This is a genomic window from Pseudobacter ginsenosidimutans, assembly GCF_007970185.1.
Taxonomy (GTDB): domain Bacteria; phylum Bacteroidota; class Bacteroidia; order Chitinophagales; family Chitinophagaceae; genus Pseudobacter; species Pseudobacter ginsenosidimutans.
In genome coordinates this window covers 7,559,902-7,575,398 of sequence record NZ_CP042431.1, presented here as the reverse complement: position 1 = coordinate 7,575,398, position 15,497 = coordinate 7,559,902, and the positions used below count along the sequence as shown (strand labels likewise).

The 15,497-nt window shown below is 47.5% G+C and carries 16 protein-coding genes; 8 read left to right on the top strand and 8 right to left on the bottom strand.

Annotated elements, in window-relative coordinates; genetic code table 11:
• Window positions 1-8: 8 nt before the first annotated feature.
• The 3 genes from FSB84_RS29785 to FSB84_RS29775 all read left to right on the top strand — a co-directional run bounded on the left by FSB84_RS29785 (window position 9) and on the right by FSB84_RS29775 (window position 3,398).
• Window positions 9-1,487 (top strand): RagB/SusD family nutrient uptake outer membrane protein, encoded by a 1,479-nt coding sequence (locus FSB84_RS29785; RefSeq protein WP_130543723.1) that lies wholly within the window; start codon window positions 9-11, stop codon window positions 1,485-1,487.
• Between the two features lie 20 nt (window positions 1,488-1,507).
• The gene (locus tag FSB84_RS29780) at window positions 1,508-2,599 is read left to right on the top strand and encodes a TlpA disulfide reductase family protein (protein WP_130543724.1); all 1,092 of its coding nucleotides are present in this window, start codon (window positions 1,508-1,510) and stop codon (window positions 2,597-2,599) included.
• Window positions 2,600-2,744: 145 nt separating this feature from the next.
• Window positions 2,745-3,398, top strand: a complete 654-nt coding sequence (locus FSB84_RS29775; protein WP_130543725.1) for a hypothetical protein — start codon at window positions 2,745-2,747, stop codon at window positions 3,396-3,398.
• A gap of 178 nt (window positions 3,399-3,576) precedes the next feature.
• Here FSB84_RS29775 and FSB84_RS29770 read toward each other — a convergent pair whose 3' ends face one another.
• Window positions 3,577-3,927 carry a hypothetical protein gene (locus FSB84_RS29770; protein ID WP_130543726.1) on the bottom strand — a complete coding sequence of 117 codons (351 nt, stop codon included), beginning with the start codon at window positions 3,925-3,927 and terminating at the stop codon, window positions 3,577-3,579.
• A 279-nt stretch (window positions 3,928-4,206) separates the two neighbouring features.
• Between FSB84_RS29770 and FSB84_RS29765 the strand changes: the two genes are divergently transcribed.
• The 3 genes from FSB84_RS29765 (at window position 4,207) to FSB84_RS29755 (ending at window position 7,217) form a co-directional block, all read left to right on the top strand.
• Window positions 4,207-5,622, top strand: a complete 1,416-nt coding sequence (locus FSB84_RS29765) for a tetratricopeptide repeat protein (protein ID WP_130543727.1) — start codon at window positions 4,207-4,209, stop codon at window positions 5,620-5,622.
• A gap of 87 nt (window positions 5,623-5,709) precedes the next feature.
• Complete coding sequence (locus FSB84_RS29760) at window positions 5,710-6,483, top strand: phosphosulfolactate synthase (RefSeq protein ID WP_130543728.1); 774 nt, start codon at window positions 5,710-5,712, stop codon at window positions 6,481-6,483.
• Window positions 6,480-7,217, top strand: coding sequence for a shikimate dehydrogenase family protein (locus FSB84_RS29755; RefSeq protein WP_130543729.1), 738 nt, complete (start codon window positions 6,480-6,482; stop codon window positions 7,215-7,217). The genes FSB84_RS29760 and FSB84_RS29755 overlap by 4 nt, the downstream gene beginning before the upstream one ends.
• Here FSB84_RS29755 and FSB84_RS29750 read toward each other — a convergent pair whose 3' ends face one another.
• The 5 genes from FSB84_RS29750 to FSB84_RS29730 are packed head-to-tail and all read right to left on the bottom strand — an operon-like array spanning window position 7,218 to window position 10,634.
• Entirely contained in the window at window positions 7,218-7,652 is a 435-nt protein-coding gene (locus FSB84_RS29750) for an acyl-CoA thioesterase (protein ID WP_130543730.1), read from the bottom strand. It lies immediately after the preceding gene.
• A gap of 5 nt (window positions 7,653-7,657) precedes the next feature.
• Window positions 7,658-8,575 (bottom strand): hypothetical protein, encoded by a 918-nt coding sequence (locus FSB84_RS29745; protein WP_130543731.1) that lies wholly within the window; start codon window positions 8,573-8,575, stop codon window positions 7,658-7,660.
• Window positions 8,576-8,607: 32 nt separating this feature from the next.
• Window positions 8,608-9,156 carry an RNA polymerase sigma factor gene (locus tag FSB84_RS29740; RefSeq protein ID WP_147122453.1) on the bottom strand — a complete coding sequence of 183 codons (549 nt, stop codon included), beginning with the start codon at window positions 9,154-9,156 and terminating at the stop codon, window positions 8,608-8,610.
• Window positions 9,157-9,207: 51 nt separating this feature from the next.
• Window positions 9,208-9,810 carry an RdgB/HAM1 family non-canonical purine NTP pyrophosphatase gene (gene rdgB, locus FSB84_RS29735; protein ID WP_165434951.1) on the bottom strand — a complete coding sequence of 201 codons (603 nt, stop codon included), beginning with the start codon at window positions 9,808-9,810 and terminating at the stop codon, window positions 9,208-9,210.
• Window positions 9,811-9,857: 47 nt separating this feature from the next.
• On the bottom strand, window positions 9,858-10,634 hold the full coding sequence (locus FSB84_RS29730) for a hypothetical protein (protein ID WP_130543733.1): 777 nt from the start codon (window positions 10,632-10,634) through the stop codon (window positions 9,858-9,860).
• 181 nt (window positions 10,635-10,815) lie between these two features.
• Between FSB84_RS29730 and FSB84_RS29725 the strand changes: the two genes are divergently transcribed.
• Both FSB84_RS29725 and FSB84_RS29720 read left to right on the top strand, forming a co-directional pair.
• Window positions 10,816-11,508 (top strand): SMI1/KNR4 family protein, encoded by a 693-nt coding sequence (locus FSB84_RS29725; RefSeq protein ID WP_130543734.1) that lies wholly within the window; start codon window positions 10,816-10,818, stop codon window positions 11,506-11,508.
• Between the two features lie 108 nt (window positions 11,509-11,616).
• Window positions 11,617-12,714 carry an MBL fold metallo-hydrolase gene (locus FSB84_RS29720; protein ID WP_130543735.1) on the top strand — a complete coding sequence of 366 codons (1,098 nt, stop codon included), beginning with the start codon at window positions 11,617-11,619 and terminating at the stop codon, window positions 12,712-12,714.
• On the opposite strand, the gene FSB84_RS29715 is transcribed toward FSB84_RS29720, so the two are convergent.
• Window positions 12,711-14,039 carry a MutS-related protein gene (locus tag FSB84_RS29715; protein ID WP_147122451.1) on the bottom strand — a complete coding sequence of 443 codons (1,329 nt, stop codon included), beginning with the start codon at window positions 14,037-14,039 and terminating at the stop codon, window positions 12,711-12,713. The two genes, FSB84_RS29720 and FSB84_RS29715, sit on opposite strands and share 4 nt — an antisense overlap.
• A gap of 148 nt (window positions 14,040-14,187) precedes the next feature.
• A complete protein-coding gene (locus tag FSB84_RS29710; RefSeq protein WP_147122449.1) occupies window positions 14,188-15,492 on the bottom strand; it encodes a MutS-related protein in 1,305 nt (434 codons plus the stop codon).
• Window positions 15,493-15,497 lie beyond the last annotated feature (5 nt).

Sequence of the window (15,497 nt, the reverse complement as noted above, 5' to 3'; positions counted from 1 at the left end):
TGAATTGTATGAAGTTGAAAAATATCATGGTCCCGGTTGGGTTGTTGCTGGCCGGCTTCCTGTTTACAGGATGTAAGAAATTTCTCGAAGAATTGCCGAGAGGCGTTATCATCGCCAAAACCACCAGTGATTTCAGGAAACTGATGGATGATGTGGACAATCAGCGATACCAGTTCTCTTTGTCGCAGGTAAGCTCACATGTAGATGTGGTTTCTGATGATGTGTATGCCGATTCATCGCGCTGGCTCAGTTGGACAACCACGCGGCAGCATGTAAATGCGCTCTATGCGTTCGAGCAACAGGTATGGCTATACGAAGCGATGACAGACGATGTGAACTGGAAGAACCAGTATTATATCGTTTCACTTATTGGCACCATCCTGATAGAGATGGAAAAAGTGAAAGACAATGAAACGGTCAAAAAACAACTGATGGCTGAGGCCCGCGTGCACAGGGCGTATGCTTATCTGAACCTGGTGAACATTTATGCAAAGCATTATAATCCGCAGACGGCTGCAACAGATCCCGGCGTTCCCATTATCGACGATGCTTCCCTGTTGCCGGCCTTGCCCAGGGCATCTGTTCAAAAGATCTATGACCTCGTGATCGCAGAACTGAAACTGGCCCTGCCTGATCTGCCGGACAACTATGCACAGTATTCGCACCGCCCCTGCAAGGCTGCTGTACACGCGATCCTGGCCCGTACTTACCTGTACATGGGCAAATACGAAGATGCTTTGCTGGAAGCAGACAAAGCCCTTGCCATACGCAGCTTCCTGCATGATTTCAATACGCTGTATAATGGTGCGCCGGTAGTTGCCAACCTGATCGGTATGTCGCGCACGGAAGACCAGGAAGTGATCCTGCACAAAACTACTTCCAAGAATTTCCGGCTCAATACTTATATGATCCTCGATACTGCTTCTTTCAATAAGCTCTATCCGGATTTTGAAAATACGGGTTCCGGTATCAATAATCATGATCTCAGGAGGACCCTTCGTTTTACCGGGTTCAATGCGCTCGGTGAGCAAACAGGAAAGGAAGTAACATACAATGTCACCTTCAACAACTGGTATAAAAAGGATGGGGCCAATTCCAGCGGCGCCGATAATATTCATATCGGTACTCCGGAAATGTATTTGATCAGGGCGGAGTGTTATGCCAGAACAGGACAGCTCCAAAAAGCACTGGACGATGTGAACCTGATCTGCAACAAAAGATACAAAACAGGTACCTACCAGCTGAAGCTCGCAGCCGATTTCAATAACGATCAGCAGGCAGTAGTGAACGAAGTGCTGTTGCAGCGGAGAAGGGAACTATATGGAAAGGAACTGCGCCTTTTCGATATTAAAAGATTGGGATTACCGGTAACGCATTATATCAGTTCAAGGCAGGTGAGTGTTCCGGCAGGTGATCCCAAGCTGGTTTGGCCAATATTCAATAAGTACATCGAAATGAATCCCGAGATCGAACAAAATCCACGTTGATCCACAAAAAAAATGAACAAATGAAAAAATATATCTTCTCAGTCATATTGCTATTTTCAATTACAGCCATCCATGCACAAGGCTACACTATCAATGGAAATATCAGCGGCCTGCCTGATGGGAAACTCTGGATCCAGAAATGGTTCAATGGAGATACCCTGCAGGAGGGCATTGCCAAAGATGGCAGGTTTGTTATTTCGCAGAAAGGAAAATTCATTAGCGATAAGGTTTACCTCAATGCTGCCGGTTCAAAAAGAAAAGTAGAATTCTATATCGAGCCCGGACAGATCAGTTTGCAGGGCAGCTGGACAGGGTCTGTTACTGCAACCGGCACACCCAGCAATGATGCCTATGCGAAATATCTTCAGGAGCTTGCGCCCGTGAACGATTCAATCAATACGATCCGTTCCCTGATGAAGAACAATACCGATAAAGCGGCAACAGCCGTTTTGCAGAAGCAGCTTTCCCGGCAATATGATCAGTTCTTTTACCCATTAAGGAAGCGTTATGCCAAAACATATAACAATACTATTATGGCAGCAGAATTCCTTTCTGCAGGAACAGGGCACCTTACTTATGCAGACATGAAGCAATTGCTTTCCCAGCTGGACCCTGCCACGCCGGAGAACTGGTATACCAACCGGTTGAAAGAGCGATGTGATATTTTGGGAAGAACTGACTTCGGTCAGGTAGCGCCGGACTTTACGCTGCCTGATACATCCGGCAATACCGTTTCACTTTATTCGCTGAAAGGAAAAATTGTACTGGTGGATTTCTGGGCATCCTGGTGCGGGCCCTGCCGTGCGGAAAACCAGAATGTGAAAAAATTATATGACCGTTACAAAGCAGATGGCTTTACCGTGATCAGTGTATCGATCGATGATAAGCGCGACAAATGGGTGAAAGCGATCAAAGATGATCAGCTGCCCTGGTACCATGTATCGAGCCTCACCGGGTGGGAATGCCCTGTTGCAAAAAAAATGGGAGTGGCTTATGGAATGTCAGGCGTCCCCTATACTTTATTACTCGACCGGGAAGGGAAGGTGATTGGTCATAATGTGCGGGGGGAACAGTTGGAAAAAAAATTGGATGCGTTACTGGGAAAACAATAAAATAGCAGAGAGCCCGCACAACCTGGTTGATGCGGGCTCTTGTTTATTGACATATCTTGTTAGAAATCTGTTTTTTATTATTACTTTAGACAACGGTTAAGGCTATCCGGGCCGTCTTTATGATATTCACCAACGTGCCAGCATCATGAAAAAGTTTACCCTCTTACTGGTCCTTTGTTCCCTTATCGCTACTGCCCATGCGCAGAAAAGGATTTCCGAGCTCACTATGGTCTATGATGCCACCGTTTCCACCGGCAGCGCCGATCCCAAACTTGCCGATGCTTTCGATGGCGCTACCACTACCGTGTACATCAAGGGTAATATGAGCCGCTCCGAAATGGCCAGCGCCCTGTTCTCTTCCACCACCATTCACGATTCCAAGACCGGTTCCGCTGTAGTGCTGCGCGAAGTGAGCGGACAGAAACTGCTGATCCGCATGACGCCACAGAACTGGGCAGAAAAGAATAAAAGATACAACGGCATTACTTTTACCAATACGCCGGAAACCAAGACCATCGCGGGTTACAAGTGTATCAAAGCCACTGCCACTCTTAATGATGGCACTGTATTCACGGTGTATTACACTTCGGATATCATTCCCGAGAACAAGGATTACGATTACCAGTTCAGAAGCCTCAATGGCCTTCCCCTGGAATACGAACTGGTACAGGGAAAGCTCACCATCAAATACACGGTGTCTTCCATCAATCTGAATCCTGTTCCTGCTTCCAAATTCGACCTGCCCAAAACCGGCTACAGGGAAATGACCTACGAAGAAAGTAAGAAAACAAGTCTCTAAAATATTGGGTTAGCTAAGTTTAGCTGGTCGCCTGTGAACTGCAGGCGACCCTTTTTTGTGCTGGAAATGGGGGAAATAAAAAAGCCAGCCTGAAGGCTGGCAATATTTTTACGGCGAATAACATCCTGCTCCAATTTTGAAGATCAGGCGGTTGCCTGGGGTTGAACAATAAGGCGGATTATTTCCGCAAGCGGACCTTCAGGTCCAGAACATTCAGATTAGAACGGAACTGAGGCTGTGATTTGATCTTTACCGAGCTTGGCAGGATAAAGATCTTATTGCCTTGTTCGTAGGTTACCAATGAGTTATAAGTAATATAACTCACGGAATTCTGGCTACGGGCCAGTTGACTTCCCGTGTATAAAGGACCTGCTTTCAATGTAAAACCATTGGTGGTCCTGATGGGGGTGAACTCAGGCTTCAGCGGAACATTCGATTGGTTACCTTTCTTTCCACCTCCGCCGCTACTGGCCAACGCAAGCGCCACTGTCCCAACCATCGCGCAACTGATGATCGTTCTTCTTAGCATTTGGTTAAGTTTTAGCGTAAAGTTTGCCTGCATAATTAGTGCAAAAATATATAAAAAATTGGGATTCCTTTAACCGTTCATCCCGGGCTTTATATTTCTTTTAACGCTTAAGATGCCGAAATGTTACAGTTTGCACAAAATGATTCCATTTTTTACCAAAATGTTGCATCCCGTTCCTAAATTGTTGGGTTCCAATTAAAACTTATGCACCCCTGTCAATAACAAAACTTGGCCGGGAACAACAGGAAAGGTACTTTAGAATAACCATTACATTGATTCATGAGAGATAACCCATCGAGCCAGAATAACGACGAAATCAAAGAATTGGTAAAGCAGTTCCAGAACCTGAAGAATGGTAAAAGTCATTCTTTCCTGGATGAGGAATCTTTTGAAAAGATCATCGACTATTACGATGACGAGGAAGATCTCCAACAGGCACTGGTAGCCGCAGAAATGGGGATCGAACTATTTCCCTACTCTTCCATCCTGCATATCAAGAAAGCAGACCTGCTCATCGCCACCCGCCACTACCATGAGGCGCTCACGGTTTTGAGCCATGCGGCTGTGCTTGACAGTAATGATATCAACCTCTACATTCTCAAAACCGCCGCTTACCTGGCGCTTGACCAGCAGGACAAAGCTGTGGCCCTCCTCGAAAATGCACTCGAACTGTTCGAGGGGCAGGAAAGGATCGAGCTGCTCTTCGAACTGGCGGATGTATACGATGATTATGAAGAGTTCGATAAGATATTCGACTGTCTCAAACTGATCCTGGAGCAGGACCCTACCAATGAGGAAGCGCTGTATAAGATCTGTTTCTGGACAGACTCTACAGGCCGCAACGAGGAAAGCATCCGACTTCATAACCAGATCATCGATGAACATCCCTACAGTGAGCTCGCCTGGTTCAACCTGGCTGCGGCTTACCAGGGACTGAAACTCTACGAGAAAGCCATCGACGCCTATAAATACGCAGTGGTGATCGACGAAAAGTTCGATTATGCATACCGTAATATGGGTGATGCGTATATCCGGCTCCGTAAGTACAAGGATGCTATCGAGGTGCTGGAGAAAGTGCTGGAATTGTCGAGGCCAGAAGATGTGATCTATGAAGCCATCGGTCATTGCTTCGACCGGATGAAGAACTATGCGCAGGCAAGGTTCTATTATCGCAAGGCTTCACACCTCAATCAGGAAGACAGCAAACTGTATTTCAAGATCGCCTGCACATATATGAACGAAGGGCAGTGGGGCACGGCCATCAAGCAGTTGGAAACTGCCATGCAGATCCATCGTTTACAACCGGAATATAACCTGGCGATGGGCGAGTGCAAGATGCAGCTGGGCGATTACAAGGAAGCTATTCAATATTTTTCTAATGTAGTAGGACAGCGGCCCAGGAATGTTACCAGCTGGGAGTCCTTGATCCGTTGCCTGTACCATGGCGAATTCTACGAGGAGGCCCTGGAGCAGGTGCATGCTGCATTACATATGACCAATAACAAGCCTGTATTCAGGTTCTATCTTTCAGCCGTGTATCTGGCGCTGGGCAAGACCAAGGAAGCTCTACTGCAACTGGAAAATGCCATGGGCCAGAGCCCCAGGCTGCTGAAGAAAATCGTGGAACTGGATCCTTCCATCCTGCAACACCAGTTGGTGGCAGATATTGTGGCCAGGTTCAAAAAGAATAAATAGGCCAATGATTTAAATCACTGTTGCATTTGCGTTTCTTCCCTATTTTTGCGGCGACTTTAGAAAATTCCTAAGTGTAAAACCAGTCGAATGAATTTCAATCTTTCTCAGATCCCCGAAAGGACTGCCCAACCCCGCAACGATGGTATCACCATGGTGATGGACAAAGGCCTCAGTATCTCCGAAGTGCATAATTTCATGGAGATTTCGCGCCCCCATGTAGATATCGTCAAACTTGGTTTCGGTACTTCTTTCGTTACACCCAACCTGAAAGAAAAGATCAAGGTCTATCAGAGCTACAATATTCCGATCTATTTCGGCGGAACACTTTTTGAAGCTTTTCTCATCCGCAATCAGTTCGACGACTATATCAGTGTTTGTAAAGAATATGGTATCTCTTACATGGAAGTAAGTGATGGCTCCATCACTATTCCCCATGCAGAAAAATGCGGATATATCGAAAAGCTCACAAAACATGGCACCGTTCTCAGTGAAGTGGGCAGCAAGGATGCGGCTCATATCATTCCTCCCTACAAATGGATCGAACTGATGCGCGCAGAGCTCAATGCCGGTTCCTCCTATGTGATTGCAGAAGCGCGCGAAGCAGGCAACGTAGGCATCTACCGTGGCTCAGGCGAAGTACGGGAAGGCCTGGTGCAGGAGATCCTCACACAGATTCCCGGCGAAAAGATCCTCTGGGAAGCGCCGCAGAAAGCACAACAACTTTATTTCATCGAACTGCTCGGTTGCAATGTGAACCTGGGCAATATCGCACCAACAGAAGTGATTCCCCTGGAAGCCATGCGTGTTGGACTTCGCGGAGATACTTTCAGTTTGTTCCTTGATAATGAACTGAGCCAATGAGAAGATATGGCCTGATCGGCTATCCTCTCGGTCATTCTTTTTCACAGCCTTTCTTCACGGAAAAGTTCAGAAAAGAAGGGATACAGGATTGTGTATACCAAAACTTTCCGATCCCGGAGATCGCTGTGCTGAAAGAGATCCTGGCCAGTTATACAGACCTGGCCGGATTGAATGTGACCATTCCCTACAAAGAACAGGTAATTCCATTTTTACATCATATGGAGCCGGTGGTACAAGCTATCGGCGCCTGCAATTGCATCCGTATTGAGAACGGTGAGCTCACCGGTTTCAATACGGATGTTCTGGGTTTCGAAAGAAGCCTCAGTGAATTCCTGCAACCTTCACACAGGAAGGCGCTGGTGCTGGGCACCGGCGGCGCTGCAAAAGCCATCTGTTATGTGCTGGAGCAGAAAGGAATCGACTATCTCATTATCTCCCGCAATCCCTCCGCGGCCAATCAGCGAAGCTATGAACAGGTAACGCCTGCTATCATTGATGAATATACGCTGATTGTGAATACCACTCCCGTGGGCATGTATCCGAAAGAGGATGCCTGGCCTGCATTGCCCTATGAGGCCATATCTTCCAATCATTATTTGTACGATCTCGTGTACAATCCTGCAAGAACACAATTCCTTCAAAGAGGCGAAGCGCAGGGCGCAGCTATCAAGAATGGAATGGATATGCTGGTGATCCAGGCTGAAGAGAGCTGGAGGATCTGGAATGAAAAATAATTACTTCGTTTCAAGTTTTTCGCGGGCTTCAGCAGGAAGCGCCGTTACTTTCTTCTTTTCATAATCGAAACAAACCATGCCTGTTTTGGCTGCGGCCACCAGTATTGTTTTTCCGTTTTCTTCTTTTTCCAGTTTGTAATAAAGGTCGAATGAAATTTTTGAGAAATCGCCGGCTGCTACAGAAGCGCGTACTACATCGCCATAATGCAGCTCTGCTTTGTATTCGATCCCAACATCGGCCATGATCAGGCCGGCGCCTGCAAAGTTCAGTTCTCCGTATCCGAGGGAGTGAAGATATTGAACGCGTGATTCGTGAATGAGGGAGAGGATGGTATCATTGCCAACATGATTGCCATAGTTGAGGTCTGTAATACGTACAGGTATAACCGAAGTAAAAGCGAAATCAGAGGGCAGATCGATCTTGATGCGTGGCATAGGTATTATTTATCCTGAAGAAGTTCCTTCAGTTCCATGATGTCGAGAAAATTTGCAGCCGAAGGTACAAAAGACGCCTGTTGCAGCAGTTGTTTGCGCAGCTCCTGGATCTTTTGCTTGAAGGAGGAATTGAACTGGCCATTGTCTGCGCCGGTATTGATGAAGGTGAGCACGGGCAGGAACTTACGTGAGATGCGCGTCTGTTCACCATTTGGCGCGGTCACCGTTACATATTGAGTACCGGGCGTGGTGAGCAGGTTCATGTCCATCACAACTTTTCCAGCGGCATCTCGGTAGGCGCGGTTGGGAATGCTCACAGCAGCGGTAGACAGGTTCTGTGAGCGAACCAGTGAAGGTTCGGCAGCAGGAAGGTCCTGATCTATCGGCTGGTTATCCTCTGTTACGTCTGTAATGAGAGTATTGTTTTCTATTTCTTTCTGTTCAACGTCCAATGGTCTTGTGCGTTCTGCAGGGATCTCCTGTGCAATGGCAGGAGGTGTAGTGATACGATTTGGAGAATTGGAAGGTGCATTTGGTTGTGCCTGTACATTGTTACCGGGAGGCGCGTCGGTTTGCGCAACAGGTGCAGTAGTATTGTCTGAGCTGAGCATGAACCAGCCTGCAAAACTGATAACGATAAGAACGGCTGCAGCAACGGCTACTTTCCCGAACGGAAAGGAAACCACTCTTGCAGGTGCAGGCTGTACAGGAGTAGTGATCAGTTCTTCTTCTGACGGCAGACCGGTGGCGATAGCGGCCCAGGCGCCTGATGGCGGCGTGAGCGCAGTATCGTTCAGGGTTTGCGCCAGGCGGATCTCAGTCTGATCATATTCAGTAACGAGCCTGGCAGACAAAAGCTCCCATCCGCCCTGCGGGGGCGCTATCTCAAGATTAGCCAGTTTATGTTGGATGGTGGGTTCCATAGTTTATCGCGTATATGATTTACGCGTATCACTTAAATATTGACTGATCTTTTTTGTAACAGTGATTTTGCTCTTGCGAGCTGGCTCTTACTGGTGCCTTCGCTGATGCCCAGCATTTCGCCGATCTCCCGGTGTGAATATCCTTCCACAACATACAGGTTGAAAACAGTGCGATATCCGGGACTCAATTCCTGGATGATGGCAATGATATCTTTTTCCGCCAATTGGTCCAGGGCGGAAATATCGCTGTCCTCAATCGTATTCTCTTCTTTTTCGCTTACACTGGAGAGTTGTGCCGACTTCTTCCTGAAATACTCGATGGAGGTGTTCACGAAAACCCTTCTCATCCATCCTTCAAAAGAACCTTCGGCCCGGAACCTGTGAAGATTCCTGAACACCTTGATGAATCCTTCCTGGAGCAAGTCCTGTGCATCATTGCTGTTATTGGCATATCGCAGGCATACAGCGTACATCTTTGGTGAAAACCTGTTGTACAATTCCTCCTGCATGCGCCTGTCACCGGCCACTGCTCCCTTTATTAAGTCGGATTCGGTAATGTTATAGTTGCTTTTGTTACTCAAGTTTTTGTCCGGTGTTGAAAGTAAATATAAAAACCTTCTGTAATCCTCTTATTATGAACGCTCAGAAGCGGACTGTGTTTCGTTTTGCAAAAATAAAACCAACTTATCGGCTGCCTTGCGGCGATGGCTGTACTGGTTCTTTTCAGCAATACTCATTTCAGCAAAGCTACGGTTGCCTCCTTCAGGTATAAAGATGGGATCATACCCGAAACCACCACTGCCCTGGCGGGCACTCAGGATGCGGCCTTCACAAATTCCTTCAAAGAGATATTCTTTTTCATTCCAGATGAGGGAGATAACTGTACGGAAACGGGCTGAACGCTTTTCTGTATCGCCCATTTTAGTCAACACTTTGTCGATATTCTTATCAAAGGCTTTGTCTTCCCCCGCATACCTGGCGCTTTTCACGCCGGGCTCTCCGTTGAGGGCGTCGATCTCAAGACCGGTATCTTCACTGAAACAGTTTTCACCTGTGAGCTGGTGGATGACGTTGGATTTTTCAGATGCATTGGCATCCAAAGTATCGTGAGGTTCGGGAATATCGATATTGATACCTGCAGCTTTCAGGCTCACCACTTCCAGCGAACCGCCGATGGCAGCCTGCATTTCGGTGACCTTATTGGCATTATTAGTGGCAAATACGATCCTGATCATAGGTAAAATTATTTCGTGCTACCGGCAAAGCCTCGCCTTTTGCTGCCTTAAATATTGAACATTTTTTTCAAACATCCCCATAATTTTCCCTTGAGCATCTTGCCTTCCTCACTGGGTTGGTTCATATCGCCGAGGGGATTGGCCAGAAGGTAGGTGCAGCCTGCATATTCCTGCTCTTTGTAGGCAGGGAAACTCAGTGGCAACCCGATCTGTTCTGGCTGGATACCGAAGAGAAGGGTCTTCTCCGCCTTCAGTTGTTGGGCCAGTTGTGTGAAATGCACAGGGTGCGAAGCCTGGTTGATGATGGCCACATCTCCGAGATTGAGCTTGCAGGCATCCAGCATTTTGGTGAGGAGCTGCAACTGATCGTCCGGGAGATAAGCGTCTGCCGGGGAATAAACGATGATGGCCACATGCTTCGCATTCTTGCCGAGAAAACGGTAAGCAGTTGCATCTTCGGGCGGGGTAGTAGGCAATGAGGGACTGGTGGACCAGCCGGAAACAGGAGCAGTTAAGGCGGGGCCTGCTTTCTGCTGTACAGGTGGTGGCTCTGCTGCAGCTGTCGGGAAGACAGGATTCGAACCTGCGACCGCCTGATTTGATGCTTCGGTTGTGGTGGAGCTGGCGGGACCCGAACCCGCGTTCAGTCCCTGATTTGCGGCCTGAGGGGAATCCATTGCCTGTGGCGTTTTCGCTGCCGGGCTCATCTCTTCCATTCTCTTTTCACGCTTGCCGGGCACCTGGTCATAATCATCTGTGACCACTACCTGTTTGTAGAGGCCGGACAGAACGGAGGAAGGCAATTGAATGTTCTCGAAGCTCATATCGCGGTAAAGATACAAAAGGAAGCTTGTTCCCGGGCTATCAAAACAGGGTTCCTTACATTAACAGGCAATTATGTTGGAACTGTCTGTTTTTCTTGCCATAGATCCTTATTTTCGGTTAGGCATGCTGTGGTCACCAACAGCGCAACTCCAACTTTATTACTATCCCTAAACCGAAACAATGACTGATATCAACAAACAATTCTTCGAAGCTTTCATGTTGATAGACATCAATAGAATGCTGAATGTGGAAGAATGTCCGGCTGCAATGAAAGGAGGAAAAAACGAGCGGGGGTGGAATGAATGGAAAGCGATTCCCGGAAATTTGTCAGTTGATCTGTATTATGACCTGGAAAAAGAATTCAATGTATTATTACCGGAGAGTTTTATCAACTGGCACCGGTCTCATTTCTTCATGAATGCGGAAACGCAGATACTCAGACTTCCCATTTCCCATCCTGATCAGCCATTGAAACATCTGCGTGAAATTTGGGAATGGGTAATACCTGAAAAGTTGATCCCTCAGAAACTCTACCCCTTCGGCAGTGAAGGGAATGATACTGGGCCATTTGTCTTTGATGGACGAAAACCTGTTGCGCACAACGAATTCCCAGTCCGTGTTTATGATCATGAATATTTCGGGGATCTGAAAGGTCTCAGTCCCGTGATCTTTTCTTCCTTCACCAAATTGCTGGAATGCCAGATCCATTTTACGACTGAATTGAATAAGGATCGTAATGATTATGAGATCATCCCTGAATTTTTCAGGATCGATCCGGAGGGAGCCGGTAAAACAGGAAAAGAATACTGGAATGGCTGGGCCGGCATGATGAAAGTCAATGCCGATGATCTGGCTGCCGAAAATGATGAATGACCGCTCCGGGCATTTTCTTGATTATTTCCGTCATTCTTTAAAATATTCCTCCCGCTGGCCCGTCTACCTCTTCAGATGAAACGATTCTTAAAAATCATAAAACGGACCATGCTCATCTTTTTAACGCTGATACTCGTATTGGCATTGATCACAGTTGTATATATCCAGCAACCTCAATTCGGAAAACATCCCGAAGGTGCAAGACTGGCATTGATAGAAAAATCACCACATTACAAGGACGGACGTTTCCGCAATCTCGTAGAGAAGCCTACTATCAGTGAAGGCTATTCGATGATGGGAGAGATTTACAAGATCCTGTTCAAAACATATCCATCCCGCCAACCGGTGGATTCCCTGCCTTCTGTGAAAACAGACCTGAGGCAATTGCCGTTGGATAGTAACCTGGCCGTTTGGATGGGGCATTCAACTATCTATTTGCAGGTAAATGGAAAACGGATCCTGGTGGATCCGGTCTTCAGTGGAAAAGCGTCGCCGTTGCCCTGGGGAGTGAAAGCATTCAAAGGAAGTAATATTTATTCGGCGGCCGATATGCCGGAGATCGATTATCTCATTATCTCCCATGACCACTATGATCACCTGGACTATGAATCCATTGTACAACTGAAAGATAAAGTGAAGCAGGTGATCTGCGGACTGGGAGTGGGTGCGCATTTCGAATACTGGGGTTATGATTCCAGCCACATCATCGAAAAAGACTGGTATCAAAAAGTGGAAATCGATACAAACTTCGTGATCCATACGGAGCCTACGCACCACGATTCAGGCAGAGGTTTCGCCAGGGGCAGAACACTCTGGATGTCTTACCTGATCCAGACTCCCGAAATGAAGATCTATATCAGTGGAGACGGAGGCTATGATACCCGCTTTGCCGAGATCGGAAAGAAATACGGTCCAATCGATTGGGCCATCATCGAAGATGGTCAGTACGATAAAGCCTGGCAGTCTGTGCACAATCTTCCTGAAGAAGTGAGCCAGGCCGCCATTGATCTGCAGGCAAGGAATGTGATCCCTGTACACCATTCCAAGTTCACACTTGGCAAGCATCCCTGGACCGAGCCACTGGAAAGGATCACAGCGCTTTCAGAAGGTAAATCGTACAAATTGCAGACGCCCATGATAGGGCAGCCCGTGATCCTTACCGACAGCACGCAATCCTTTCAGCAATGGTGGAAGGGGATCAATTAAGAGCCCCCTCCTGCGTTCAATGATTCCAGAATGCCTTCATTCCTGATGATCATCATCCCTTGCCTGTCTTCGGTGATTCCTTCTTCAAGGACATAAGTATACCGGGGTCTGGCTCCATCCATGATGGTAGGCATGAACCTGAATTGTATATTGTCCGTTTCTTTCAATGCTTCACCCACTTCAATGATATGCGTGGATACGATGAAGAGGCAATCCTGGTATTCGGCAAAAGCTTCCGTTACTGCCAGCGTGCCATCGTAAGCGTCTTTCACATTCGTTCCTTTGAACAATTCATCGAACATCAATAATAATCTTTTGCCACTGGCGGCTGCATCAGCAGCCTGCTTCACGCGCACTACTTCTGCATAGAAATGGCTGTAACCAAGACCGATATTGTCCGCTACGTTGATAGATGAATATATGCCTTCACGCACAGAAAACTCAAAGTTCTTTGCAGCTACCGGGAATCCCATGTGAGCGAGGTAGATACCTATGCCGATGGATTTCATCAAGGTGGATTTCCCCGCCATGTTCGCTCCGGTGAGGAAGATCACATTCTGGTCTTCACTCATGAAGATATTATTTCCAATCGCTTTATCGATGCAGGGATGCGCCAGACCGGATGCCTGGAAAACATTTTTTTCAGCTGACAGGGCCTTTGCATAGGTGAATCCTTTCTTTCGCGCAACATTACTAACGGCAATGTACAGGTCCAGTTCGTAAATGAATTGCAGGAGGCTTTCCATTTCAGCAGGGAACCGGCTCTTCAGCAGGTGATCGTATTGCGAAAGGGTAGTAACGGAGAGCTCTGCATAGATATCCGTATTGCGCAGTTTTTCCAGTTGTTTATCGGAAAGTATCTGAAGCAACTGGTTGACGCGGTCAGCAAACGGACTTTTCAATTGCAGCAGCAGTTCCAGTACGCCGTGGCAGCGATTCAGTGTAACGATAGTAGCCTGCAATCCCTGTACTGATCTCTTGTACCGTTCATCGCGGGTGAGCTTGCTGAGCAGTTTCTGGATGATCATGCTGCTGGCGGTGGCTAATGCATTCTTTCCGGTGCCTCCATCCAGGTATTCGCGCATGATATTGAGTTGTTGCACATCGAAGGAAAAGCCCAGGTTCGATTGCTGGAAGAAATGGAATATGCTGCTGCGCTGGTTGATGCTGTTTGCATCCAGCAAAGGATTGCGGAACATCTGGTCCAGCAATTGTTCTCCTCCCCGTGTTTTGACTTCATTGAACAGATGGTATACCGATCCCTGCCTGAATTTTCCCAGCAGGTTCAGCTCATCCACCGTTTGTTTATCTGTATTGAATTGCATTATTGTAAAATTTAATCAGCGTGTGCCCAGTCGCTCGCCTCCGGCGAGTGACTTTTGTTTGTTGGCCTCCAGCGAACAGGGTGTCGCCGGAGACGACGAAATAGTCGTCACTCGCCGGGAGGCGAGCGACTGGCGGCACTCCGATGTTTTATTGTACAGCGCGTTTACGGCCATGCTTCAGCGTATCCAGGATGCCTTCATTGCGTATGATGATCATACCATGGCGATCTGCCGTAATTCCAGGCTCTAACGTATAGGTATATTCGGGTACATTGCCGTTCATGCGCGTAGGCAGGAACTGGAACCCAATACTGGGAGATTGCTGCAATCGTTCACCTGCCTCTACAATATGAGAAGAGATGATGAACATGCTATTCCTCTTTGCAGCAAAGGCGATGGTGATCTCTACGGTAGCTTCATGCGCATCTTTCACATTGGTGCCGCGGAACATTTCATCGAAGATAATGAAGAGTGATTTGTTGGCCTGCAGTTCCGATGCCACTTTCTTCACACGCAACACTTCTGCATAGAAATGGCTGGCGCCAATGCCCAGGTTATCCGGCAGATTGATGGTGGTGTAAATGCCATCGAGCACAGAGAATTCCATTTCTTCCGCTGCCACGGGAAAGCCAATATGGGCTACATACACGGCTGTGCTTACGGATCGCAGAAAGGTTGATTTTCCCGCCATATTGGCTCCTGTGAGAAACACCACGTTATGTGAAGCATCCATTGAAAAGTTATTGCTCACCGGCTTTGCCAGTTCGGGATGATAAACACCTTTGAGCCGGAGAATGCTTTTGCCTTTCTCTAACGCTTTGGGAAATACGAATTTCCTGTCACGCGCTACTTTGGCTACTGAGAGATATACATCCAGCTGATAGATCTGCGCGAGCAGCCTTTCTATCTTGTCTCGTTCACGATGGCGGAAGAGCAGATCATAGGCAGTGATAGCCGCATAAGACAGTTTTGACTTTTGCTGTTCGCGCATTACCGGTTCAAAGGCAGGGTCGAGGAGGAGGGAGGCAATCGCCTCCCTTTCCCTTGTATAGGATGCCATGGCTATAACTTCCTTCGATTCTATGAAAGTTTTGATCTGCTGTACCAGTGTGATCAATGCCGTTACTCCGTTGCTGATCTCTTTTTCACTCAACACGGCCTGTTGTGTGCCCTGCTTTTTCTGTTCATCGGCCGCCAGCAGATATTTCTCTGCCATATCGAATAAGGCCCCTTCAAAAGGAAAGCGCATATTCATGCCCGAGAAACTATTGATGATATCGCTTCTGCGATTGATCTCCTGCTGATCACTCAATGGCCTGGTGAACATCTCTTTCAATACTGCTTCTGCGCCGCGGGTATGCGAATGATTGTAGAGGTCGAACAATCCCTGGCTGTCTCGCTTGCCGAAGATCCGCAGATCTTCTATCGTTTGTTCATCGGTTTGTAAGTACATCTTTA

Bases quoted from the DNA above. Each gene is read 5' to 3' on its own strand.
- FSB84_RS29785 (WP_130543723.1), top strand. From the start codon at position 9: ATGAAGTTGAAAAATATCATGGTCCCGGTTGGGTTGTTGCTGGCCGGC.
- FSB84_RS29780 (WP_130543724.1), top strand. From the start codon at position 1,508: ATGAAAAAATATATCTTCTCAGTCATATTGCTATTTTCAATTACAGCC.
- FSB84_RS29775 (WP_130543725.1), top strand. From the start codon at position 2,745: ATGAAAAAGTTTACCCTCTTACTGGTCCTTTGTTCCCTTATCGCTACT.
- FSB84_RS29770 (WP_130543726.1), bottom strand. From the start codon at position 3,927: ATGCTAAGAAGAACGATCATCAGTTGCGCGATGGTTGGGACAGTGGCG.
- FSB84_RS29765 (WP_130543727.1), top strand. From the start codon at position 4,207: ATGAGAGATAACCCATCGAGCCAGAATAACGACGAAATCAAAGAATTG.
- FSB84_RS29760 (WP_130543728.1), top strand. From the start codon at position 5,710: ATGAATTTCAATCTTTCTCAGATCCCCGAAAGGACTGCCCAACCCCGC.
- FSB84_RS29755 (WP_130543729.1), top strand. From the start codon at position 6,480: ATGAGAAGATATGGCCTGATCGGCTATCCTCTCGGTCATTCTTTTTCA.
- FSB84_RS29750 (WP_130543730.1), bottom strand. From the start codon at position 7,652: ATGCCACGCATCAAGATCGATCTGCCCTCTGATTTCGCTTTTACTTCG.
- FSB84_RS29745 (WP_130543731.1), bottom strand. From the start codon at position 8,575: ATGGAACCCACCATCCAACATAAACTGGCTAATCTTGAGATAGCGCCC.
- rdgB (WP_165434951.1), bottom strand. From the start codon at position 9,810: ATGATCAGGATCGTATTTGCCACTAATAATGCCAATAAGGTCACCGAA.
- FSB84_RS29730 (WP_130543733.1), bottom strand. From the start codon at position 10,634: ATGAGCTTCGAGAACATTCAATTGCCTTCCTCCGTTCTGTCCGGCCTC.
- FSB84_RS29725 (WP_130543734.1), top strand. From the start codon at position 10,816: ATGACTGATATCAACAAACAATTCTTCGAAGCTTTCATGTTGATAGAC.
- FSB84_RS29720 (WP_130543735.1), top strand. From the start codon at position 11,617: ATGCTCATCTTTTTAACGCTGATACTCGTATTGGCATTGATCACAGTT.
- FSB84_RS29715 (WP_147122451.1), bottom strand. From the start codon at position 14,039: ATGCAATTCAATACAGATAAACAAACGGTGGATGAGCTGAACCTGCTG.
- FSB84_RS29710 (WP_147122449.1), bottom strand. From the start codon at position 15,492: ATGTACTTACAAACCGATGAACAAACGATAGAAGATCTGCGGATCTTC.